Source organism: Kaistella polysaccharea (assembly GCF_020410745.1).
In the GTDB taxonomy this organism is placed as follows: domain Bacteria; phylum Bacteroidota; class Bacteroidia; order Flavobacteriales; family Weeksellaceae; genus Kaistella; species Kaistella polysaccharea.
The window spans coordinates 1,688,798-1,711,486 of sequence record NZ_CP084528.1 but is presented as its reverse complement, the minus strand read 5'-3'; the positions used below and the strand labels follow the sequence as shown (position 1 = coordinate 1,711,486).

At 37.0% G+C, this 22,689-nt stretch carries 21 protein-coding genes; 4 read left to right on the top strand and 17 right to left on the bottom strand.

The window, feature by feature from the left end:
• Window positions 1-14: 14 nt before the first annotated feature.
• The 8 genes from LC814_RS07965 to LC814_RS07930 all read right to left on the bottom strand — a co-directional run bounded on the left by LC814_RS07965 (window position 15) and on the right by LC814_RS07930 (window position 8,877).
• On the bottom strand, window positions 15-758 hold the full coding sequence (locus LC814_RS07965; RefSeq protein ID WP_226063410.1) for a sulfite exporter TauE/SafE family protein: 744 nt from the start codon (window positions 756-758) through the stop codon (window positions 15-17).
• Window positions 749-1,204 carry a FixH family protein gene (locus LC814_RS07960; protein WP_226063409.1) on the bottom strand — a complete coding sequence of 152 codons (456 nt, stop codon included), beginning with the start codon at window positions 1,202-1,204 and terminating at the stop codon, window positions 749-751. Before LC814_RS07960 ends, LC814_RS07965 begins: the two co-directional genes overlap by 10 nt.
• 6 nt (window positions 1,205-1,210) lie before the next feature.
• Window positions 1,211-2,659 (bottom strand): cytochrome c oxidase accessory protein CcoG, encoded by a 1,449-nt coding sequence (gene ccoG, locus LC814_RS07955; protein WP_226063408.1) that lies wholly within the window; start codon window positions 2,657-2,659, stop codon window positions 1,211-1,213.
• A gap of 94 nt (window positions 2,660-2,753) precedes the next feature.
• Window positions 2,754-3,632 (bottom strand): cbb3-type cytochrome c oxidase N-terminal domain-containing protein, encoded by an 879-nt coding sequence (locus LC814_RS07950; protein WP_226063407.1) that lies wholly within the window; start codon window positions 3,630-3,632, stop codon window positions 2,754-2,756.
• A 21-nt stretch (window positions 3,633-3,653) separates the two neighbouring features.
• On the bottom strand, window positions 3,654-3,845 hold the full coding sequence (locus LC814_RS07945) for a cbb3-type cytochrome oxidase subunit 3 (protein ID WP_226063406.1): 192 nt from the start codon (window positions 3,843-3,845) through the stop codon (window positions 3,654-3,656).
• A 24-nt stretch (window positions 3,846-3,869) separates the two neighbouring features.
• Complete coding sequence (gene ccoN / locus LC814_RS07940; protein ID WP_226063405.1) at window positions 3,870-6,149, bottom strand: cytochrome-c oxidase, cbb3-type subunit I; 2,280 nt, start codon at window positions 6,147-6,149, stop codon at window positions 3,870-3,872.
• 22 nt (window positions 6,150-6,171) lie between these two features.
• Window positions 6,172-6,351 (bottom strand): cbb3-type cytochrome oxidase assembly protein CcoS, encoded by a 180-nt coding sequence (ccoS, locus tag LC814_RS07935; protein ID WP_375373406.1) that lies wholly within the window; start codon window positions 6,349-6,351, stop codon window positions 6,172-6,174.
• 135 nt (window positions 6,352-6,486) lie between these two features.
• Window positions 6,487-8,877, bottom strand: a complete 2,391-nt coding sequence (locus LC814_RS07930) for a heavy metal translocating P-type ATPase (protein WP_226063403.1) — start codon at window positions 8,875-8,877, stop codon at window positions 6,487-6,489.
• A 90-nt stretch (window positions 8,878-8,967) separates the two neighbouring features.
• On the opposite strand from LC814_RS07930, the gene LC814_RS07925 reads away from it, so the two are divergent.
• The 3 genes from LC814_RS07925 to LC814_RS07915 are packed head-to-tail and all read left to right on the top strand — an operon-like array spanning window position 8,968 to window position 10,872.
• Entirely contained in the window at window positions 8,968-9,681 is a 714-nt protein-coding gene (locus LC814_RS07925; protein ID WP_226063402.1) for a Crp/Fnr family transcriptional regulator, read from the top strand.
• Window positions 9,682-9,727: 46 nt separating this feature from the next.
• On the top strand, window positions 9,728-10,543 hold the full coding sequence (gene panB / locus LC814_RS07920) for a 3-methyl-2-oxobutanoate hydroxymethyltransferase (RefSeq protein WP_226063401.1): 816 nt from the start codon (window positions 9,728-9,730) through the stop codon (window positions 10,541-10,543).
• Window positions 10,543-10,872, top strand: a complete 330-nt coding sequence (locus tag LC814_RS07915) for a hypothetical protein (protein WP_226063400.1) — start codon at window positions 10,543-10,545, stop codon at window positions 10,870-10,872. The genes panB and LC814_RS07915 overlap by 1 nt, the downstream gene beginning before the upstream one ends.
• Before the next feature lie 83 nt (window positions 10,873-10,955).
• On the opposite strand, the gene LC814_RS07910 is transcribed toward LC814_RS07915, so the two are convergent.
• The 9 genes from LC814_RS07910 to LC814_RS07870 form a co-directional block, all read right to left on the bottom strand.
• Window positions 10,956-11,414, bottom strand: a complete 459-nt coding sequence (locus tag LC814_RS07910) for a heme-binding domain-containing protein (RefSeq protein WP_226063399.1) — start codon at window positions 11,412-11,414, stop codon at window positions 10,956-10,958.
• Window positions 11,411-13,087 (bottom strand): Ig-like domain-containing domain, encoded by a 1,677-nt coding sequence (locus LC814_RS07905; RefSeq protein ID WP_226063398.1) that lies wholly within the window; start codon window positions 13,085-13,087, stop codon window positions 11,411-11,413. Before LC814_RS07905 ends, LC814_RS07910 begins: the two co-directional genes overlap by 4 nt.
• Window positions 13,088-13,115: 28 nt before the next feature.
• The gene (locus tag LC814_RS07900; RefSeq protein ID WP_226063397.1) at window positions 13,116-14,375 is read right to left on the bottom strand and encodes a serine hydrolase domain-containing protein; all 1,260 of its coding nucleotides are present in this window, start codon (window positions 14,373-14,375) and stop codon (window positions 13,116-13,118) included.
• Window positions 14,376-14,458: 83 nt separating this feature from the next.
• Complete coding sequence (locus LC814_RS07895) at window positions 14,459-15,394, bottom strand: 2-hydroxyacid dehydrogenase (RefSeq protein ID WP_226063396.1); 936 nt, start codon at window positions 15,392-15,394, stop codon at window positions 14,459-14,461.
• A 13-nt stretch (window positions 15,395-15,407) separates the two neighbouring features.
• Complete coding sequence (locus tag LC814_RS07890; RefSeq protein WP_226063395.1) at window positions 15,408-15,926, bottom strand: acyl-CoA thioesterase; 519 nt, start codon at window positions 15,924-15,926, stop codon at window positions 15,408-15,410.
• Window positions 15,893-16,651 (bottom strand): HU domain-containing protein, encoded by a 759-nt coding sequence (locus LC814_RS07885; RefSeq protein WP_226063394.1) that lies wholly within the window; start codon window positions 16,649-16,651, stop codon window positions 15,893-15,895. Before LC814_RS07885 ends, LC814_RS07890 begins: the two co-directional genes overlap by 34 nt.
• A 108-nt stretch (window positions 16,652-16,759) precedes the next feature.
• Window positions 16,760-18,877: a TonB-dependent receptor gene (locus LC814_RS07880; RefSeq protein ID WP_226063393.1), complete on the bottom strand. Its 2,118-nt coding sequence runs from the start codon at window positions 18,875-18,877 to the stop codon at window positions 16,760-16,762.
• Window positions 18,878-19,058: 181 nt separating this feature from the next.
• Complete coding sequence (locus LC814_RS07875) at window positions 19,059-19,811, bottom strand: WG repeat-containing protein (RefSeq protein WP_226063392.1); 753 nt, start codon at window positions 19,809-19,811, stop codon at window positions 19,059-19,061.
• Window positions 19,812-19,846: 35 nt separating this feature from the next.
• Window positions 19,847-20,221 carry a DUF2752 domain-containing protein gene (locus LC814_RS07870; RefSeq protein ID WP_226063391.1) on the bottom strand — a complete coding sequence of 125 codons (375 nt, stop codon included), beginning with the start codon at window positions 20,219-20,221 and terminating at the stop codon, window positions 19,847-19,849.
• Window positions 20,222-20,389: 168 nt separating this feature from the next.
• On the opposite strand from LC814_RS07870, the gene LC814_RS07865 reads away from it, so the two are divergent.
• Complete coding sequence (locus LC814_RS07865) at window positions 20,390-22,666, top strand: aconitate hydratase (RefSeq protein WP_226063390.1); 2,277 nt, start codon at window positions 20,390-20,392, stop codon at window positions 22,664-22,666.
• The last annotated feature ends 23 nt before the right edge of the window (window positions 22,667-22,689 follow it).

The window sequence follows — 22,689 nt, the reverse complement described above, 5'->3', positions numbered from 1 at the left end:
TTGGGAAGAGGATTTTAGTGGCAGGTCTCGTGATTTCCTTGTTGATGATCAGATGAATTGTTATGAATAATTTTCATAGATTCTTTTTTTGGAGAAACATAAGGAATACCGAGCTCCATGCCGCGGAGAATAAATAATCCGCCCAGGATAATCATCATCACCGGCACGAATTTCAAGATTTTAATTCGTAACGCAGTGGTCATTAAATTCCCTACTAAAACAACCAAAAACATGAAAGGTAAAGTTCCTAACCCGAAAAGCGCCATAAATCCCGCACTTTGCCAGATTCCACCTGCTGCTAAACTTGCAGTTAGAGCCATATATACCATTCCACATGGTAGTAATCCGTTTAAAATTCCTGTTGCAAAACGTGAGCGATAATCGGCCTTTTGCAAAAGTTTAGACAATTTCATTTTTACTTTAAAAAGAAAGGCAGAAAGAAAAGGAAGTTTAGAAGCGAAATCTTTTCCACCAAAAGAAAAAACAGCCATTATTATGAGAAGTATTCCAACGGCTATGGTAAGATATTGTTGAAAACCAACCATTTCAAACCCCTGCCCAATAATTCCTAAAAATGCTCCTAAAATAGAATAAGTCGTAATTCGACCAAACTGATAGGTGAGATTTTGGAGATAAAAATTAGTGGCCTGTTTTTTTGTAAGACCCATCGAAAGAGCGATAGGACCACACATTCCGATGCAGTGAAAGCCAGACGCGAAGCCTAAACCCAATGCTGAAATAATAAGTGCTAATTCCATAAGACGTCGTAGTCTACCTGATAAGGCTTTTTATTTTGCAGCCATTTAATTTTTAAAGTATAAGAACCTTTAGATATTACTTGCTTCGGAATAAGCAGCGCGTTTGATGCATCCAAAGCGAGCTCTTTTTTTACATCTAAATTGGCATCGTCAGTCCGGAAAAGTTCAAAATCTACTTTTCGGGTTTCCGGCAATACTGCAGTAGGAAATAAAATTTTAATTCCGGCCGGAATTTGCTTAAAAGTTGGTTTTTCGGTGAGCTGTTCGGCGTTTTTCTTTGCATCAATGACTTGTTGGTAAACCAATTCATCTTCATAATAATTATCAGAAACGAGTTCAGAATTCTGCTGCCCGTTCGAAAATATGAAAATCATAAATAAGATGAATGCTATAAATGATCCCAAGGCTACCGCAACGCCGTGACCCCAAGTGAATTTTTTGAACATATGATATTAAAATTGAATTTTAAATGGACCTTCGAAATAAGTATCAAAGGTATCCAGTAATTTGCCTGACGTATCGTAAACGCCAATTTCTACTTTTTGTTTTGAAAGCTGAATTTCTTTTTCTGGAAAACTGATGTTTACCGTACCTTTTGTAATCTGATCCTTCTTCAGCATGATTCTTTCTTCACCGCTCAAAGTGACTTTTCCGTGATTAGGTTCGATGATTTTTACCGTTACGATTTGATCTTTTGTGGATTTATTAAGAAAGGTATAATTATAAATATTGGTAATGTTACCATCGCGTACAAAATAGGTTGAACCCGCAGGCTTGATAAACTTTGCTTCCATAACGCCTCGGTTGCTTAAAAGAAATCCTAGAAAACCAACCATTAATAATAAAACAGCAGAGTAGGCTTTCATTCTGTTTGTGAATTTGAAAGGTATTTCTTTTTCTATTTCGTCTTCGGTTGCATATCGGATGAGGCCTTTCGGAAGACCCACTTTCACCATAACTTCATCACAGGCATCAATACAAGCGGTACAGTTTACACATTCCAGCTGCTGACCATCTCTAATATCAATTCCTGTCGGACATACTACGACACACTGATTACAATCGATACAATCTCCTTTTCCTTCCGCAGCTCGATCTTCGCCTTTTCTCCATTTAGAACGGTTTTCCCCCCGGTTATAATCATAATAAACATTGATGGTTTGTTTGTCTATTAAAACTCCCTGAAGCCTACCGTATGGGCAAACCAAAGTACAAACCTGTTCCCGGAACCAAGCAAAGGTAAAATAGAAGGCAGCGGTGAATATAATCATCACCAAGAAATTCGAGAAGTTCGCAAAAGGTCCTTCCTGCATGATGGTTAGAACTTCTTTATATCCTACGATATACATGAACATCCAGTGGGTGATGATCAGTGAAATTACAAGAAATATAAAATATTTAAGGGAGCGTTTCCAGATTTTTTCGGCATTCCATTCCTGACGATCCAGTTTCATCTGTTTGTTTCGGTCACCTTCGATGAGATAGTCGATCTTGCGGAAAATCATTTCCAAAAATATAGTCTGAGGACAAATCCAGCCGCAAAAAATTCGACCAAAAACTACCGTAAAAAGAATAATAAAAACGATAGAGGTAATTGCTCCCATCGCCAAAATAAAGAAATCCTGCGGATAGAATGGTTGTCCAAAAATAAAGAACTGGCTATCTAGTATATTTATTAATAATAGAGGATTGCCATTAACTTTAATAAAAGGAATGGCGAAAAAGAATGCAAGTAAAATCACGGCAACTAAGGTTCGGTAGTCTGTGTAGCGACCTTTGGGTTTCCGAGGAAATACCCATTTTCGCTTACCAGACTGTTCCATGGTTCCTACTGAATCTCTAAAAGTTTCACTTTCGATTACCTGTCCTTGTCCACCTCTATAATTCTGTTCTTCTGACATTGTTATTTCTCAAATTAAAAAAAACATAATTCGCTATCTCTTTTTATAAAGATAACAAATTATGTTTTCATAGTAGTTTTTGTTTTTTTGATGTTTATTTCTCCCAGTTGGCAGTAGTTCCCTGAGGAGCTGCGCCGCCTTGTGCAGGTGTTATTGGTGATTGTTCCTGATTGATATGATAAACATAGGCTGCTACATTTTGGATATCAAATCCTGTAAGTACGCCATTTTTTCCGAATGCCTGCATCGCAGGATTATTTGGACTTCCGTTTTCAACTACGTGAAAGACATTTTTAAATAATGTTTTTTCAGGTTGGTTGATCCAGTTGTTATCTGTTAAGTTTGGTCCAATTCCTCCTTTTCCACCATCACTATGACAAGACACACAGTTTGTTTTAAACACTTCTTCACCCGCTGCAATATTGTCTGGAGAGAAAGCCGCATTTTCTATTGTTGGAGGCGGAGTATTTTTCATGTATTCATCAATACTCGCAGTTTGTGCGATATATTCACGATCGTATTCTGGTCCCTGATGTGCAAAATCTGTCGTCCAGTACGATATCATATACACCACGCAATAGGCAACTCCGAACCAGAATAAACCCAACCACCATTTCGGTAATTGATTATCCAACTCCATAATACCATCAAAACCGTGGTCAATAAGAATATCTTTTTCTTCGGTGACACTTTGCTTTTTAAAGGCACTTTCATAAAGACCTTTAAAATAAGGTTTCTGCTTCACTGCTAGATATTCTGTCTTGCCCTCAGCGGTTAATTTTTTGAACTGGTCGTTTTCGATCAAATCTCCAATTGCACTGTGAATCATCGACAAAATTACGGCAATAACAACAGTTCCCCAGAAATAGGGTGAGGACATGAATGATGAATCTTGCACGAACATGTAGTATACGATGAATAAAATCGTAAGGATTACAAGTATGGTAATGTATACGGGCGTTCTTTGTTTCATAATAGTTTAATTTTTCTAAAATTAAAGATCTGTATCTTCTATGTCATCGTTTAAAGGTGCATTTGCTTCTTCTTCATAAAACTTTTTGGGTCTTGAAAAAACGTAGAAAACGATACCTAAAAAAAATATGATGAATAATATCATGGCGATAGTTTGGTAGAGACCAACATTCTCGCCATTTGCTACGATATCTTTTACGCTTTGAGGTATCATGATAAATGCAGTTTTATAAAATGATTAATTGGTGCTAGCCGTTTTAATCTCAGTCGTTTTTATATCTGTTCCAAGTCTTTGCAAGTAAGCAATTAGTGCAATAATTTCTTTTTTCTCCAGTGGAGTAAAGTTCGCGCCATCTGCTGCTTTCTTATCTGCATACGCTTTCTTCACATCGGCTGCTTCAGAATAAATTTCTTTCACAATCGCTGCAGCCTGATTGTCAGCCCAGGCATCCGCTGAATCGACTTGCGCCTGCGTGTATGGAACATCGAACGTGTTTTTCATCAATTCAATTTTAGCAACCATTTGGCTTCGGTCTAAATCGGTAGAAATTAACCAAGGATAACGTGGCATGATCGAACCTGCAGAAGTTACTCTTGGATTCAACATGTGCTTATAGTGCCAAGAACTTGGGTTTTTACCTCCTTGACGGTGTAAATCTGGTCCTGTTCTTTTTGATCCCCAAAGGAATGGTCGATCATAAATAAATTCTCCAGCTTTGGAATATTGTCCATTTTTACCGTTAAATCTTACCACTTCATCTCTGAACGGTCTGATCATTTGGGAGTGACACGCGTTACAACCTTCTCTGATGTATAAATCTCGTCCTTCCAGTTCCAGTGGTGAATAAGGTTTCACTGCCGCGATGGTCGGTACATTTTCTTTAATGGTTAATGTCGGAACAATCTCCAGGAAACCACCAATAGCAACTGCAATAAATGCAAGTACGGTTAATAAGGTCGGCATTCTTTCGATCCAAAGGTGAAGTCCTTCGCCTTCTTTTCTTTTATTACTGATTTTTGCCAAAGCCGGTGCTTCTGCAGGAACATCTTTCTGGAATGAACCGCTTCTTACTGTCGCAACAAGGTTCACACACATTAAAATTGCTCCGGAGATGTATAACAATCCACCTACAAATCGCATTTGATAATAAGGGATAATTGCCGTTACCGTATCTAACCAGTTTTTATAAACTAAAGTTCCATCTGGATTAAATTGTTTCCACATTAAACCTTGTGTAAATCCTGCAATGTATAATGGAACGGCATAGAAAATAATTCCTAAAGTTCCCAACCAGAAATGCCAGTTTGCTAATTTTACAGACCAAAGTTTAGTTCGCCACATAATTGGCAAGAGATAATAAATCATCCCGAAGGTCATAAAGCCATTCCAACCTAAAGCTCCTACGTGAACGTGTCCAATAACCCAATCGGTGTAATGGCCTATTTTATTTAATGTTTTTGTTGCTAATAATGGCCCTTCAAACGTTGCCATACCATAACAGGTAATTGCTACAACGAAAAATTTAAGTACTGGATTTTCTCTCACTTTATCCCAAGCTCCTCTTAAGGTAAGAAGACCGTTGAGCATTCCTCCCCAAGACGGTGCGATCAGCATGATAGAGAATCCGGTAGCCAATGCCTGTGCCCAACCTGGAATTGCAGTATATTGCAAGTGGTGAGGTCCTGCCCAGATATAAACGAATATTAATGACCAGAAGTGAATAATTGAAAGTTTATAAGAGAAAACAGGTCTGTCAGCAGCTTTCGGTAAGAAGTAATACATCAAACCAAGAATTGGTGTTGTTAATACAAATGCTACTGCATTATGACCGTACCACCACTGTACCAAAGCATCTTTAACACCAGCATACGCAGAGTAAGATTTCCAGCCTGTAAAGGTTAATGGAACTTCTAAGTTATTAAAGATATGAAGCATTGCAATCGCAACCCAAGTTCCTAGATAGAACCAAATCGCAACATATAAGTGACGCACTCTTCTCTTGATAATGGTAGCGAACATGTTAACACCAAATATAACCCAAATCACTGTGATTAAGATATCAATAGGCCATTCATGCTCTGCGTATTCTTTGGAAGTGTTGATTCCCATTAAGAATGTAATAACTACAGCAACGATCATCAACTGCCAACCCCAGAAGTGAATCCAAGAAAGGGTATCGCTGTACATTCTGGTTTTTAACAATCTCTGCAGGGAATAATAAGCGCCTGCAAAAAAACCGTTACACACGAATGCGAAAATTACCGCACTGGTGTGCAGCATTCTAATACGGCCAAAACCGAAAGCACCATGCGTGTTAATTAAACCCTGAAGGTTTCCACTCTGTAAACTAACGATGGTTGCATCGTCTGTTCCAAAGAAGTATTCAGGAAGTTCGGGGTAAAATAACATTAAGGCTGCAGTCAGTCCCAGCAAAAATCCAATAATCCCGAAGATTACTGTTGCATAAAGAAATGCGCGCACAATGTTATTGTCATAACTAAACTTTTGTGTCTCCATATTAACTAATCACTTTTTTCTTCTATTTTTTATTCTCTTCTTTCGGTTGGGATTTCGGCTTCCCAGTATTCTCTTTTATAATCTCGGATTCCAGCAGTATTCGGACCGCAGGCGACTCATCATCTTCAAATTGCCCTTTTCTTGCACTGATGATAAAAATGATCAAAAAAATTACAGCTAGTGTAACGCTGCAAAGAATCATTAAGTACAATATTTCCATGTCGACTGCAAATTTAGGGAATATGTGGGTCAAATTTACTTAAAAATTATGATATTCCTCACGTGGTGTTAAATTTTGTTAATTTAAATTGCTTCTAAATAAGTTGATTTTCTAACCTTATACGTTGGTTTTAAAGTATTTAGCAGATCGAGCCCAAGTCGCAACCGACGTAAATATCACCACAGTTATAGAACTGATGGGCATTAGTATCGCTGCAACCAACGGCGACAGATGTCCAGTAACCGCAAAGGTCAATCCGATGATGTTATAAAAGAAGCTGATTCCGAAGGTAAGTTTTACAATTTTAATGGCGTCTTTAGACAGATCGAGGTAGTCTTTTAAGTATTTCATCTTCTCGCCCGCCATAATCACATCAGATGAAGGCGTGAAGGAATGGGTATCATCCGCCACTGCAATCCCTACATTGCTCTGTTTTAGTGCGCCGGCATCGTTAAGACCGTCACCCAACATGGCAACTTTATGATTTTCGTCCTGAAGTTCCTTAATATAATTCAGTTTGTTTTCCGGACTTTGATTAAATTTCATTCCTACAACACTCGGCACCAAACTCTTCAGCGAATTCTCTTCCGAAGCATTATCACCGCTTAAAATATGAAGTTGATAATCACTTAGTTTTGAAAACATTTCATCCATATTTTCCCGGTATTCATTCGTGAAAATAAATTTGCCTAAATATTCTTCGTCTCTGGAAATATGTACTGCCGTTTCTAGGTTTTTGGAAGTTTTCTTGTTGAACGTAGCGGACCCTATTTTATAAGTTTTACCTCTTACCGTTCCCGAATACCCTTTGCCTGCAGTTTCAATAAAATCATTAACAGGTAGATATTCCTCGCCGACTTCTAAATGTTGGTACAAACTTTTCGATAAGGGATGATTGGAGTTTTTCAGCAAGCTTTTCAGATTTATCATATCAAAATCTGAAATTCTATCACCTTCAAATATGATATTGGCTTCTTTGTTATGCGTAATCGTTCCGGTTTTATCAAAGACAAGCGTATTAATTTTTGCTAATTTCTCAATGGTCAGCGTATCTTTTACATAAAATTTATTACGTCCTAAAATCCGCATAATATGACCTAAAGTAAATGGTGCTGATAATGCCAACGCACATGGACATGCTACAATTAAGATTGCTGCAACGACTTGAAACATCTTTTCAAAATCATGTTGTCCCCAGTAAATCCCAGCAATGAGTGTAATTCCTAAAATAATAATAGTGAAGTATTTGCTGATATCATTTGTAATGGTATCCAAGCCGGTCTCAAATTTTTTGAAAGCTTCTTTGTTCCATAATTGGGTAAGATAACTTTGATTCACCGTTTTTATCACTTCAAGCTCCAAAATAGAACCGATTTGTTTTCCACCGGCGAATATTTTGTCTCCCGCTTGTTTCGGAATAGAAGCACTTTCCCCAGTGATAAAACTGTTATCGATATTTCCTTCTCCTTTAATTAAGATCACATCAACCGGAATAATTTCCTGATTGCGCACTATAATTCGGTCTCCAACATTCAGTTCATTCAGAAGAATATTCTGCTGATTGCCTGCAAAATCTACTTTGGTGACCGCAATCGGATAAAAAGATTTATAATCGCGATCGTAAGATAAAGCGCTGTACGTTCTTTTCTGAAACAGTTTCCCTAGAAGCATAAAGAATAAAAGTCCACATAATGTATCAAAATAACCTGGTCCATAATCGGTTAAAACTTCATAAATACTTCTTCCATACAACATCAAAATCCCTAAAACAATTGGAACATCAATATTTACAATTTTATTCTTCAAGCCAAACCACGCCGATTTAAAGTAATCTGAAGCGGAATAAAAAACAACGGGCGTCGCTAAAAGAAACATGATAAATCGGAACAGATTTTTATAAGTATCCATCCAGAAATCGGTAGTTCCCATCACCTGTTCGGCATATTCCGGATAGGAAAAAAACATCCCGTTTCCAAACGCAAATCCTGCGATTGCTAATTTTACAATTAAAGTTTTGTCAATAAATTCCTCTTTTTTATCTGCAGTTTCCAGATTGATCACTGGTTTGTAGCCGAGATTGGTGAGAAATTTCGCCAGCTCGCTTAACTTTAATTCATTATGATTAAAGGATATTTGAACATTTTTTCTTGTAAAGTTTACCTGCGAATAATTGATGTTTTCATTCAGCGTTTGCAAACTTTCCAGAAGCCAGATGCAGGATGAACAATGGATTACAGGAATTTTAAAAGTAACCAACGTTGTATTACCTTCGGAAAAATCGGTGAATTTAGAGAAAATCTCTGGCGTATCGAGATAGTCAAATTGCGACATATTCTCGTCATTTGGTCTGATTCCGGAACTTTTATTCATTTCATAAAAGTTTCCTAGATCGTTCATATTCAGGATCTCATAAACTGATTTACACCCGTTGCAACAAAAGGCTTTACTATCAAATGAAATGCGTTCTCTGTCGATCGTCTGACCACAGTGGAAACAGTTTTCTGGCAATTTAATCTTAATTAAGCCTGCAAAATTATAAAAATATATTTGGGTCTGGCAGTTAAATACCCTATTTTTGCTGATAAATGTCATATAATTATGTCCTTAGAGAAACATACGATGATCGAAGAACGACTGCAACACGTCTTTAACGATCAAACCTTTAAAGAATCATTGTCTGCGGAAGATTATGATCGATATATAAACGAGAAAAAATCCCTCACCTTTCATAAAGGCGGAATCCTGTTTGAAGATGGTGAAACAACCGATGGGGTTTATTTTTTGAACAAAGGAACCGCCAAATTATCCAAACAGGGTGTCTATGGTAAAGACCAAATTTTACGTTTTATTAAAGAAGGTGATTTAATTGGGTACCGTTCCATTCTTTGTGGAGAAGATTTTCAAGCCTGCGCAGAAGCAATGACGGATATCGAAGCAACTTTTTTACCGTCTGATCTTTTTATTCATTTATTAGAAGTAATGCCACAGCTTTCTTTTGTGATGTTACAAAAAATTGCTTTTGAATTAGGTGAATCTTCAAATACAGTTACTTTTTTAGCACAGAAAACCGTTCGCGAAAGACTCGCAGAGATTCTTCTTTTATTAGAGCAGAAGTTGGGCACCGACCCGGAAGGTTTTATTAAAATCTCCCTAACGCGGGAAGAAATTGCCAACATCATCGGGACCGCAACAGAAAGTGCAATTCGATTGATTTCTGAATTTAAACAGGATAAACTAATTGAAGTGGAAGGTCGAAATATCAAAATATTGAACCACGAAAAACTGATCCGCTTAGGGCACGTCACTATGTAATAAAAGATTTCAGGTCTACGTTACTCAACCTTCATTTTTACCTATTATGTCTGTACACTCAGAAATAAAGAAGATTACCACTGAAACTTTGCGAAAAATGAAATTCGACAAAGAGAAAATCACGATGCTGACCGCCTATGATTTCACTACCGCCAAAATGGTAGATGCCGGCGGAGTTGATGCCATTTTAATTGGAGATTCTGCAGCAAATGTTATGGCAGGATATGAAACTACGCTTCCTATTACTTTGGATCAGATGATTTATCATACGCAATGTGTGGTTCGTGGTGTTGACCGCGCACTCATTGTTGCTGATTTACCTTTTGGTTCTTACCAGAGTAATTCAGAAAAAGCGTTGGAATCTGCAGTGAGAATGATGAAAGAAGGTGGCGCACATTCGGTGAAAATTGAAGGTGGAAAAGAAATTGAAAAATCAATCACCAAAATCATCAATGCAGGAATTCCTGTAATGGGACATTTGGGATTAACACCACAATCAATTTATCAGTTCGGTACCTATAAAGTGAGAGCGAAAGAAGATGAAGAAGCCGAAAAACTAATGAGCGATGCTAAATTACTAGAAAAATTAGGATGCTTTGCTCTTGTTTTAGAAAAGATACCCGCTGATTTAGCCCAGAAAGTTTCCGAAAGCATTTCTATTCCGACGATCGGGATTGGTGCGGGTGCGGGGTGTGATGGGCAAGTGCTTGTGTACCACGACATGGTGGGAATGAATAAAGGTTTCTCCCCAAAATTTTTAAGAAGATATTTAGATTTATATACCGAAATTACAGGCGCAGTCTCCAGCTTTGTAAAAGATGTAAAAACCGGAGATTTCCCTAACCAAAACGAAAGTTACTAATGAACCTAAACACAACAACCCTTCAGGGAATTTTATCAATCGGTGCGCTGATCTGCATCGTAGTAGGGTTTTTCAATCTCTTTTCGCAAGATGTGAATGATTTCCTGTACCATCGGCTTTTCTACGTGCTTATTGGCGCTAGTTTCTTTTTACAGGCACCAACTCTTACGAACAAAAATTTAATTTATCCAATGTATATCGCCGCAGGATTGTGTATTATTGGTGCGTTTATGCGTCCAGATTCACAGGTTGCGATCATTAAGACAATCGGTTTATTTGCTGGAGTTTTAATGTCAATTTTCAGCAGACCGAAAGTGACTCGCGGATAAAATTCTGTATTCAGAATTCTAAGACAATAATTTCTTTCAGCTGAAATAGATTATATTTTAAAAACTATTTTTCTTTTATTAGATTAATAGTTTTTTGTCTTTAAAATAGTATCGAAATAATCAGAAAGTAAAACACGCTCGGCCTTTGTTAAATTCGCTGCAGGATGTTTAGAAATATATCCCGGCATTGGCATCGTGTAATCTTTTATAGAATGGATGGACTTTTCCAGCATTCCTTTCTTTAATTCTTTATTCAAATTTCCCCACTCCGAAAGATTGAGATGAACCCGACCTTCATTTACATGATTTTTAATTGACCAGGAAATCGGCGCCACATACGCATAATCTGGATAAACCGTTTCGTTGGAATGACAGTCGTAACATGCCTTTTTAAGAATTTGTTGAACGTTCCTTGGAGTGCTATAAATATTTACAAAGTTAGCCTTAGAATCAACGGGCTTATTCGTTCTGTTTACGGGAATAAATTGAATCAGCGCGATTACGATAAGAAACCAGTAAACGATGGTAGAAAAAATTTTCATGGTTGTTTTACATTGAGCTTTTCTGGCTTTTTAATCTGAACTTCCGTACTTTCTGGTTCGGCAATTGTTGGCAGCGTCCAAGTTTCTCTGATTTCCCACAACGGTCGTGCTTCAACTACTTTTTCAAAAGTATAAACCGGTTCAGAAAAAATGGTGTTCGCAAAATCGGCAGCGTCCCAAATGCCGTTTTCATTTTCATCCACCAAAATTCGAAGTTCATATTTCCCCGGTTTTAAACCTTTGAAGTTGATTGAAGAATCTGTTCCATATTTCGAGTAAGCAACTTCACCACTTGGATTTACAAGTTCCGTCCAGAATTTTTGAGCTGGTGCGTTGATCAATGTAAGGGAAAGATCGCCGTAATTTTCAGTTTTGTCGGTTTCAAAATCAAAACGATATGATTTTTCATTTTTTTCGAAAAAAGAAGAAACGGATTCTTTGGGAATGGTCAAAGAATATTTTTTACCTTCCTTAAAATCTGATTTAATTTTAATTTCAAATGGATTTTCTTTCGATATTTCAGCCGTAAAATTCTGCTGAAGACTGTCTGAAACAAATGTCCAGTTATCGCGCGTAATTTCATTAATATAATGATTGCTGCGAATGACGAAATCTTTTTGCGGAGGTAATAAGTTGCCACGTGCATTCCCGAGCGTCATTTCATTTTTCGTGTTATAGCGGTAAAAAACAGAAACAGTATCCTGTTTAATTCCATTATCATAACTGAATTTTAGATTTTCATTAGCATCTATACCAATATTTTGCTGCTTTGCATTAAACCACACAAAAACAGAATCTGATTTTGGTGCGTGCGTAATTTTATATTCTTTTAGCTTTTCATTTAAAGGTAAAACCTCTACTTTCTCTGGATTTCCTTCAAAAGTCATCAGAATTCCACCTGGAATTTCCGCCATTTCTAAATATTTATTGCTTTTTTTAGAAGGAACAAGATTTAGCTGAAGTCCCGAAATACTTTTATCTAGATTAATATCTTCTTTTAAAAATGCTACCTTTTCTTTACCGATATCAAAAACCGAATTCGAATTACTGTCTTCAAAAGCCAAAACGGTATATTTTCCGGGAGATAGATAATTCAGTTCGAAATACCCGTCTGGATCAGCCATTGTTATGTAGTATGGCTTCTGGCGATAATCCATAGAATCTTTCTGCTGATAAAGACCAACAACAACATTCTTTTCCTCGGATTTATTTTCTTTTTCAGTAAAAATCTTTTTCACTTCTCCGCTGATAAATAAACTATCGATTTTATCACCCGTAGAAAAGGCAAAATTATAGTATGCTAAGGCATTTCCTTCATTGTGATCTACGATGGCATTTCCGAAATTAAAATTATAAGTGGTGTTTTCCTGTAAAGTATCGTCCCATTTGATCAATAAAAATTTATTGGCGATACCTGAAGGAAGTATTTTTGAGATTTTTTTTATAGGCGGCGAAATAATAAGCTGCCGATTGATTTCTTTTAAATTGATATATTCATCGAAATCGATGCGCAGTTCTTTAATATTTCTCGACACGTTTGTTCTTGGACTATCAATATTACTGCCCGTGACTTGCGGTGGAATACTGTCTCTGGACCCACCAACTGGCGAACCAACTCGCGCGCAAGAAGCGAAAAGAAAGCTGATGATGACGAGGAATAGAAATCTTCTCATGAGACGCATTTCTGCAAAATTAACAAATTTATTCACTGTACGCGTCGTTGTTCAAATTTTGCTTTAAAGTATCGGTCTCATTTAATTCTTTTTGAAATTTCGCCGTCTCATACGGAAAATTTTCAAAAAGTCCAGATAATGCAAGTGCCGAATAAATGCGGGGAGAATATTTATTTCCTATTGCGATAATGGTCACTTGGGATTTTAATAGATGGCCAAATACCGAGTTCGTGCCGTGCCACCAACCGTTGTGATAGGTAAGTTTTTCATCTTCGCTGAAAACTTTCATACGAAAGCCCAATCCATAATTATTAATTCCTGGTCTTTCGTTGCTGTACGGCTGAAATATCAATTCTTTCAAATCTGTACGTAAGAAATTTTTGGCGAAGAGCGCTTTAGAAAAATTAAGTAAATCTCGCGGTGTCGTGTATACATTCTTATCTCCATATATTAAGTCGAGACGATCGTATGGGTAAACTCGCGGTCCGCGCTGGTAAAATGACTTTGCCGAGCGTTCCATATCTTTTTCTTCTAATATATAAGTATGTTCCATTTTTAAAGGTTGGAAAATCATTTCATCCATCGCTTTCGGAAAAGGAGTTTTTGTAATATCTTCAATCAGAAGTGCAAGAAGTGCAAAATTAGTATTGCAGTACATAAATCCGGTATCGGTCTCGCGGGAAAGATCAGGTTTGTACCGAATCAGCATATTTAAAATATCTTTATTCGTCAAGTATTCCTTTGATAATTCAACAGGTTGTGGCTTAATTTTCTCGATAAAATATTCATATTTTGGCAGGCCACTTCGTTGACTTAACAGGGTGAAAACTGTCACTTTTGGATAAGGGAAATTCGGAAAAAATTTAGTCAGCGGATCATCCAACTTTAATTGTCCGGCTTCAACCAATTTCAAAGTCGCCATCGCTGTAAGTGTTTTAGAAACGGAAGCTACATGAAGTGCGACGGTATCATTAATTGGTTCCTGATTGTTATCTTGTGCATATCCGCGGTAACCTTCATAGAGAATTTCATCGCCTTTCGCAACGAGAAAACCGCCCCATAAATCGCCTTTTTCCCACACTTTTTTATAATATCGATCCAGAACAGCAACGATTGAATCTTTGTTTTCAAGCTTTCCATCTTTTCGTTTAAAGATGTGATCCACATCTACATTTCCGAAATTTGGTAAAGATGTTTTTTGACTTGGTTTGGTGGAGTTTTCTTTTTTACAGGAAATTACTGCAGTTGAAAGAAAAAGGATATAAAAGAAAGCGTGTAAAAATTTCATTTAAAGAAGATTTTGACTTGAAAAATCCCCGCAATATAAGGGATTTTGGCAAAATTTCTTAAGACCGAAGTCATAAACATTTGTTAAGATTGAGGAAATTGGACTAAAATTTTATCTACAATAACTTGCGCCAGTTTTTCTTTGCTTTCTACGGTCCAGCCAGCGATATGAGGTGTGAGGAGAACCTTCTCAGAATGAAGTAAATAGCTTAAGTCAGAATTTTCAGTTTCTAATTTTTCGAAAGAGGATTTTTCGTATTCCAAAACATCAAGAGCAGCACCTTTTACTTTTCCAGATTTTAAAGCTCCAACTAAATCTTTAGTTTTTACATTTTTACCGCGTGCTGTGTTCACGAAATAAAAATTCTTTTTCACATCATTAATAAATGTTTCATCAATGATATAGTGCGTTTCATCCGTAATCGGAAGGTGAATACTAATAATATCTGCTTCTTTTTTTAAATCTACCAAAGAAAGTTGGGTGGCAAACTCATCACCAATATTCGGTAATATATCATGAAAAATAACGGTGCAGCCAAAACCTGAAAGTCTTTTCGCCACTGCTTTTCCCATATTTCCGTAGCCGATGAGACCAACAGTTTTGCCTAGCAATTCTTCGCCACGATTTTCTTCACGTCTCCAGATTCCATTTTTTACTTCGTTTGCGGAAATAAATAAACGGTTCATCAAAACGAGAAGCATTCCCAGAACTTGTTCTGCGACTGCATCACGGTTTCCTTCCGGCGAACTGATGAGTGCAATATTCATTTTTTTTGCAAATTCTCCATCGATGTTTTCCATACCGGCGCCGACTCTTGCGATAAATTTCAAGTTGGTGGCGTGTTTTAAAAAATTCTCATCCAGCGGAATACGACTTCTTATAATGATACCCTCGTAATTCGGAATTTTAGTCAACACTTCTTCGTAAGTCGACGTGAAATCTTCCTCTAAGACAAAACCTTTTTTAGAAAGCTGTTCCGTTATTAAGGGATGGTTTTTATCTAAAAGTAAAATTTTCATGAGAACGTTTTATTTAATTCGACCCGAAAAGTTTTTTTAATTCGATGGAATCGGCTGCTTTCATACGGCCAGAAAGAATGAGGGAAAGTTCCTTTCTGCGAAGTGCCGCATCAAACCTTTCTATCTCGTCTGCAGATTCTGGTTCCATTTTAGGAATAGGAATAGGTCGGTTATATTCATCAACTGCAACAAAAGTATAAATGCCAGAATTGGTGTGAATTTTCTTCTGATTGATGGGATCATCCAGCCAAACATCAACATAAATCTCCATAGAAGTAGAAAAAGCACGTGAAACTTTTGATTCTAAAACTACAATACCACCTTCGGGAATCGGATGATCAAAAGAAACGTGATTTACAGAAGCGGTTACAACCCGTCTTTCGCAATGTCTCGCTGCAGAAATTGATGCACAACGGTCCATTTTTGCTAAGAGTTCACCACCAAACAAGTTTCGTAAAGAATTTGTTTCGTTCGGTAAAACGATATTGGTCATGATTGTTAACGATTCTGACGCTTTTTTGATTTTTTCCATTTATTTTTTTTATATGATTTGGATGTCCATTTTTTGGCAGTTTTTACTGGAGGCAGAACGGGTATAATGGAATCTTTTATAATTGAATCACTCTCAAAAACCGTATTTATTGAATCGGATTTTAACCTGTCTTTATTTACAATAAGGGCGTCTTTTTGCGGCGGTTCTGTAAGGATAGATTTTTTACCGAAAACAATTTCAGGTCTTGCAAGTCCCACGTACGTAAGTCCTGATGCTAACAAACCTAAGGGTAGAAGCCACGCAAGTATCCTAACAAATGTGTAAGGTTTACGTCGAGTTCTGGATCCTTTTTTTATTTCTGAAATATTTATTTCTTCCAAACCGAAAAAAGCTGGCGAAAGATTTTCGAGACGGTTTCCGGAAAAGATAAGTTTGCTGTCTTCAAGATAAAACGATCCTAAATTCTCGACTTCTACTTTATGATTTTTTTCGAGGGCAGAATTCCAGTACGTAACCTGCTTCGCAATTTCCTTTTCGGCTTCTTCTTTGCCGATATTTTTTTGGTCAGCTAAAAAGCATAAAAATTCATCGTGGTTTTCACTTTTAGAGGAGTCAAAAGCAATTTCGTTTCCTGGTGGTAAAATATTTTTCCCGTCTTCATCGAATGTCGCATTGATTGTATGGAGATAAAATGTGCCAAAACCGGCAACGGAAACACTGCCTTTTTTCTTTAAAAATTCGAGAAGAAGATGAGAAAAATTCATATAGGGCAAATTTATGTTTTTTGTATCATGTAATGCAAATAAAAAAGACCGCTAAAAATTCAACCCAAGCCATTCAAAATACAAATTGCTACAATAAATCGTTCATTTCTACTTTATTTTAAAGGACATACCAAACATAAAATTTGTCCCAGCCTGGGAAAAATAGAACGGATTTTGATCATAAACAAAACCATTATTGACGTACTTTTTATTAAAAATATTATTAACTAATAATTTAAAGTCAACTTCAGTTCGTCCTAAGTTTAAAGAATATTTCGCATTAAAGTCGGTCAAAAAATAACTGTTAAGTCTTAAGTCTTCATTATTGGTGTTGTCTAAGTATTGGCTTCCAACATATTGATTCTGAATTGATAAACTGAAATTATTCGCTAGCGAATAATTGACCAAAACATTTCCCATGTAATTTGGGGAAAATGAAATTGGAGTATTTCCGAGGTTATCAAATCCACTTTCGGTTTCATTTTTAAAGTCTTTGTTTTCGTTCTTACTAAAGGTAAAGTTTCCCGAGATATTCCACTGGTCAGAAAGTTTTGCCAAAGCACCAAATTCAATTCCGAGTCGATAACTCTTTCCGGAATTAACTCTGATGAATTCGCCAATGTCATTAATCTGGCCGTTCAAAACCAATTGATTCACATAATTCATATAATATAAATTAGTTGTGAACGAAACTTTTCCAAATGATTTTTCTAAACCAGCTTCAAAATCGTGTAGCTTTTCAGGTTGAATTTCCGGATTTGCGAAAAGGTCGTCACGATTCGGTTCCCGATGCGCGTGCGCATAGGAAACGAATAATTTCCCGGAATTAATTTTATAATTAGCGCCAATTTTTGGATTAAAAAACAGCCAGTTTTTATTGAGGTCTGCACCTTCATCATCACCTTGCTGAATAATTTCAGTATCGTAATTAATGTTTCTAAGTTGCAAATCGCCATAGAGTTCGACTTGATTGAGTTTTACAATTGCTTTTGCAAAACCTGCAAACTCATTTTTTACAGATTTATTTCTGTAATACTCATGTTCGTTAAATTCGGGATAATAAACGCCAGAAACATTTCCGTAATGTTTGCCTTCATATTGATTCGCGACGATTCCAAAGTTCAAATCTAGACTTTCAAACTTTCCATAAAGTGTAGAAACGCCGCCATAGAAATCATTATCCAACCATTTTTTACGGATGAAATCGGTTCTTTTAATGATTTGATTATCAGTGCTTAAGTCTGGTAAATTGTATTTTGAAAACTTCGCATCTTGTTTGTAATTTTCGTAATATCCTTTTCCTTTCGTGTAATGAAAGGTTGTTTCTAGATTCCAGCGATCATTTAAGTTTTGTTCCCACAGTAATTGGTAATGATTTTGTCTGTAATTGTCGGTTTCGTTATCATAAAATCCGACGATCTTTTCCCAATTTGCATCGTAGATCGCGCCAGAATAATTGAATTTTGGATTGTTTTCCCAGGTTTTTTTGTCAATTCCATTCCAGGCTTGATAGGTTTTTTCCTTTCCGCCGAAAGCCAATAACCGAATTTTTGTTTTATTCTCTTCAAATAGTGCGGAGAAATTATACGAATCTAAATCAGAAAAAGCGCGGTCGATATAGCCATCAGAATGAATTTTGGTATATCGCCCCATTAAAGATAATCGGTCTTTCCAAAACTTTCCACTTCCAATTTCTGCGGAATATTTATACGTATTGAAAGATCCATAAGCGTTATCTGATTTTACATAAAATTGTTTTTCAGGATCTTTTGAAATTACATTTACACTTGCACCAAAAGCTGAAACTCCATTAGAAGAAGTCCCTACGCCGCGCTGAATAATTATCTGTGAAGCTGAACTGGCCAAATCTGGAACATCAACAAAAAAAGTTCCCTGACTTTCAGAATCATTGTAGGGAACGCCATTCATCATGACATTAATTGCTGTTCCGCCAACACCCCGAATCCGAAACCCAGTGTAACCAACTCCATTTCCAGCATCAGAAGTTGAGATAACAGACATTTGGTTCTTTAATAAAATCGGTAAATCCTGGCCGAGATTTTTTGAACCTAAATCTTTTTCAACGTTGATGATTTCTTTGGTGACGGGAAGTCGTTTTAGAAAGTTGATGCTTTCAATTTCCTTCGTTTTAAGGGAATCCTGCACGGTGTTTTGTGCAAAGTAGAATGGCCCTGCGATAAGTCCAAAAATAATAAATCCTTTCATTCTTTTAATTTTTAAGATTAATTGAATAAAAGGGGTATCGATTGTTATACGGTTTCGAGCAACATTTTTGATGGAGTCGAATTGTCCCTAAACAGCATTATCTGTTCCAGGTTCATTGGGTATAATCTCAGCTTTTTACAGCACCCCTTTAATTTCTAATGGCAAAACTACAAATTTTTTCCTAATATCTCGTGTTGTTGATATCGATGTAATAATAATGTTCGCCATCTTTGGTAACTTCAAATAAACGCGCAAGTTTCCAACTGTAATTTCGTTTGATATCGCTGTACTCGAACGGGACGATGACCTTGTTATTAATGTCAATAATTCCGAATTTATTCCCACGCGACGCCACAATCATTGGATTTTTCAAATCATCGCCTTCTAAGATATGAAGGTAATCATACTGTGGATAGATGGTGAAATCTCTGTAATCAGCAGGATTTTTAAATTTTGAATCTTCAATAATGCCGTAAGCGTAATTCATGATGTATGCGTGGAAAAGCTGTGCCCTAAATTCGGATTGGCATTTGCCCAAATCTTCGTCTTTGAAATAATATACACGACGCCCCAACCTATTTATACGGTAATCTTTTCCATTAAGCCGTACGGATGCATAGTCAGAAGTTCCAAATTTTTTAGCTTTACTATTAGGAGAATTCAGGAGGTTACAATCTTCAGTGAAGAAGCCGACATTGCTGTAAATCGGTGGGATTATGATCTTTCCACGCTGATTGATAAAACCAAAATTTCCGTCTTTTTTGTACGGAATTAAAGCGGTGACGGAATCATTGATCTTTGATAGTTCCGGTGTTGAATTTGTATTTTTTAGCGTAGTTGTAGAAGGAGAGGTTTTAAGAGAACTCATTTGCTTCTGTGCAAATATTGTTACGGAAAAGGTGAGAAGTAATAAATTCAGATAATTTTTCATCATAATCATTTTGCAAAAACGTGACCAAAAATAAGCATTTATAAATTTCGGAAGATAAAGAAAGCTAAAACTATCAAACCAATAATCAGTAATGTTATTTTTCCGGCCAGTAGCCTATAAATGGCGGGAAGTTTTTGTCCTGCAGAAGTCTGCGTTAAGAAGAAAAGCGCCAAACCATACGGAATTGACACTATAAATAGGGGATTATAAGCAAACGCGGCCGAAAAATTAAAATGGAGAAGTTCATGAAACGCCCGTTGAGAACCGCAACCTGGACAGCTTAAACCCGTGAAACTTTTAAAAATACAACTTGGATAAAAGGGTGAATTACGAGGTGAATAGAAATAAAACACCAAACCTGCTACCAGAAGGAAACTGAGAAGGAGGATAACTGGAGTTTTTTTCTTTACCATAATGACCATTTAATGGAAGAGGCGTTTTGAATGAATAAATTTCGTTAAAAATATAAAAATAGAAACGAATCATTATATTTATATTTATTCTAAATGAGTTTAAGACGCCTGTCACTAAAAATTTTTGTAAATTTGAGATCCTAAAGTTTATAAAAAAAATATACAAATATGACTTTCGACATTGATATGATTAAGAAAGTGTACGAGCGGTATCCATCACGGGTCGAAGCTGCCAGACAGGCGGTTGGCAAACCACTAACACTTGCAGAAAAAATTCTTTATACCCACCTCTGGGAAGGTAATGCAACACAAACTTATGAGCGAGGAAATTCCTACGTAGATTTCGCACCGGATCGAGTAGCGATGCAGGATGCGACCGCGCAAATGGCTCTTTTGCAGTTTATGCAGGCGGGAAAACCAAAAGTAGCAGTTCCATCAACCGCTCATGCTGATCACTTAATCCAGGCGAGAGTTGGAGCGGAGTCTGATTTACAGGAAGGTATCAATAAAAATTCAGAAGTTTTTAATTTTCTAAGTTCTGTATGTGATAAATACGGTATTGGTTTCTGGAAACCAGGCGCTGGAATTATTCACCAGGTAGTTTTAGAAAACTATGCTTTTCCGGGAGGAATGATGATAGGAACCGATTCACACACTGTAAATGCAGGTGGATTGGGAATGGTTGCCATTGGTGTAGGTGGAGCAGATGCTGTTGATGTCATGGCGGGAATGCCTTGGGAACTTAAAATGCCGAAATTAATCGGTATTAAATTAACTGGAAAATTAAGCGGCTGGACTGCTGCGAAAGATATTATTTTAAAAGTAGCCGGAATTTTAACCGTAAAAGGTGGAACTGGTTGTATTGTAGAATATTTTGGCGAAGGTGCAAAATCACTCTCAGCTACCGGAAAGGGAACGATTTGTAATATGGGTGCTGAAATCGGCGCAACTACTTCTACTTTCGGTTATGATGATTCCATGCGAAGATATTTATCTGCAACGGGAAGACAAGATGTGGTCGACGCTGCAGATCAGATCGCTGATCATTTGACTGGTGATCCCGAAGTATATGAAAATCCAGAATTGTATTTTGATCAGGTTATTGAAATTAATCTTGATGTTTTATCTCCACATTTAAACGGACCTTTCACACCAGATTTGGCGACACCTGTTGCTGATTTCCATGATAAAGCAGTGGCCAATGGCTGGCCAATAGAAGTAGAATGGGCATTAATTGGTTCTTGTACCAATTCATCTTACGAAGATTTGTCACGAGCAGCTTCAATTGTAGAGGATGCATTTGCGAAAGGAGTGAAGCCAAAAGCTATTTTAGGAATTAACCCAGGTTCTGAGCAGGTTAAATTTACGGCAGAACGAGATGGTTTCTTAGATTCATTTAGAAAATTCGAATCTGCAAGAATATTTACCAATGCTTGTGGACCTTGTATTGGGCAATGGGACAGAGAAGGTTCTGAAAAAGGAGAGAAAAATTCAATCATCCATTCATTTAACAGAAACTTTGCAAAAAGAGCCGACGGAAATCCAAATACCCACGCATTTGTGGCTTCACCAGAAATGGTCGCGGCTGTTGCGATTGCAGGGAGATTAGATTTCAACCCGCTTACTGACACTTTAACAAACGAAGCTGGGGAACAAATTAAATTAGATGAACCAAAAGGTTTCGAATTACCGGCAAGAGGTTTCGCAGTTGATGACAATGGTTATCAAGCACCTTCGGACGACGGTTCTTCGGTTCAGATCGCGGTAAGCCCAACTTCTGACAGACTTCAATTGTTAACTCCTTTCCAACCTTGGGATGGTCAAAATATCAAGGGAGCGAAAGTTTTGATTAAAGCGTTCGGAAAATGTACAACCGATCATATTTCTATGGCTGGACCATGGTTGAAATACCGTGGACATTTAGATAATATTTCTAACAATATGTTGATTGGAGCGATCAATGCTTACAATATGGAAACCAACACCGTGAAAAACCTTCTAACGGGAGAATACGGCGAAGTTCCTGCTGTAGCAAGAGCTTATAAAGCAGCTGGAATTCCGACGATTGTTGTAGGAGACCAGAATTATGGTGAAGGTTCATCCAGAGAACACGCTGCAATGGAACCAAGACATCTTGGTGTAAAAGCAGTTTTGGTAAAATCATTTGCACGTATTCACGAAACAAACTTAAAGAAGCAAGGAATGTTGGGTCTTACATTTGCAAATGAAGAAGATTACGATAAATTTAGAGAAGATGATACGGTAAACTTCTTAGATTTGGATCAGTTTGCTCCAGGTAAGCCCTTAACTTTGGAATTGGCTCATACCGACGGTAGTACAGATGTAATTTTGACAAATCACACCTATAATACGCAGCAAATCGACTGGTTCAGAGCAGGTTCTGCATTAAACCTGATTGCAGCTGAAGCAGCAAGAAATGCATAATCAGGTCATATAATTACAACAGA

Coding starts and splice junctions, on each gene's coding strand:
- LC814_RS07965 (WP_226063410.1), bottom strand. CDS start 758: ATGGAATTAGCACTTATTATTTCAGCATTGGGTTTAGGCTTCGCGTCT.
- LC814_RS07960 (WP_226063409.1), bottom strand. CDS start 1,204: ATGTTCAAAAAATTCACTTGGGGTCACGGCGTTGCGGTAGCCTTGGGA.
- ccoG (WP_226063408.1), bottom strand. CDS start 2,659: ATGTCAGAAGAACAGAATTATAGAGGTGGACAAGGACAGGTAATCGAA.
- LC814_RS07950 (WP_226063407.1), bottom strand. CDS start 3,632: ATGAAACAAAGAACGCCCGTATACATTACCATACTTGTAATCCTTACG.
- LC814_RS07945 (WP_226063406.1), bottom strand. CDS start 3,845: ATGATACCTCAAAGCGTAAAAGATATCGTAGCAAATGGCGAGAATGTT.
- ccoN (WP_226063405.1), bottom strand. CDS start 6,149: ATGGAGACACAAAAGTTTAGTTATGACAATAACATTGTGCGCGCATTT.
- ccoS (WP_375373406.1), bottom strand. CDS start 6,351: ATGATTCTTTGCAGCGTTACACTAGCTGTAATTTTTTTGATCATTTTT.
- LC814_RS07925 (WP_226063402.1), top strand. CDS start 8,968: ATGTCCTTAGAGAAACATACGATGATCGAAGAACGACTGCAACACGTC.
- panB (WP_226063401.1), top strand. CDS start 9,728: ATGTCTGTACACTCAGAAATAAAGAAGATTACCACTGAAACTTTGCGA.
- LC814_RS07915 (WP_226063400.1), top strand. CDS start 10,543: ATGAACCTAAACACAACAACCCTTCAGGGAATTTTATCAATCGGTGCG.
- LC814_RS07910 (WP_226063399.1), bottom strand. CDS start 11,414: ATGAAAATTTTTTCTACCATCGTTTACTGGTTTCTTATCGTAATCGCG.
- LC814_RS07905 (WP_226063398.1), bottom strand. CDS start 13,087: ATGAGAAGATTTCTATTCCTCGTCATCATCAGCTTTCTTTTCGCTTCT.
- LC814_RS07900 (WP_226063397.1), bottom strand. CDS start 14,375: ATGAAATTTTTACACGCTTTCTTTTATATCCTTTTTCTTTCAACTGCA.
- LC814_RS07895 (WP_226063396.1), bottom strand. CDS start 15,394: ATGAAAATTTTACTTTTAGATAAAAACCATCCCTTAATAACGGAACAG.
- LC814_RS07890 (WP_226063395.1), bottom strand. CDS start 15,926: ATGGAAAAAATCAAAAAAGCGTCAGAATCGTTAACAATCATGACCAAT.
- LC814_RS07885 (WP_226063394.1), bottom strand. CDS start 16,651: ATGAATTTTTCTCATCTTCTTCTCGAATTTTTAAAGAAAAAAGGCAGT.
- LC814_RS07880 (WP_226063393.1), bottom strand. CDS start 18,877: ATGAAAGGATTTATTATTTTTGGACTTATCGCAGGGCCATTCTACTTT.
- LC814_RS07875 (WP_226063392.1), bottom strand. CDS start 19,811: ATGATGAAAAATTATCTGAATTTATTACTTCTCACCTTTTCCGTAACA.
- LC814_RS07870 (WP_226063391.1), bottom strand. CDS start 20,221: ATGGTAAAGAAAAAAACTCCAGTTATCCTCCTTCTCAGTTTCCTTCTG.
- LC814_RS07865 (WP_226063390.1), top strand. CDS start 20,390: ATGACTTTCGACATTGATATGATTAAGAAAGTGTACGAGCGGTATCCA.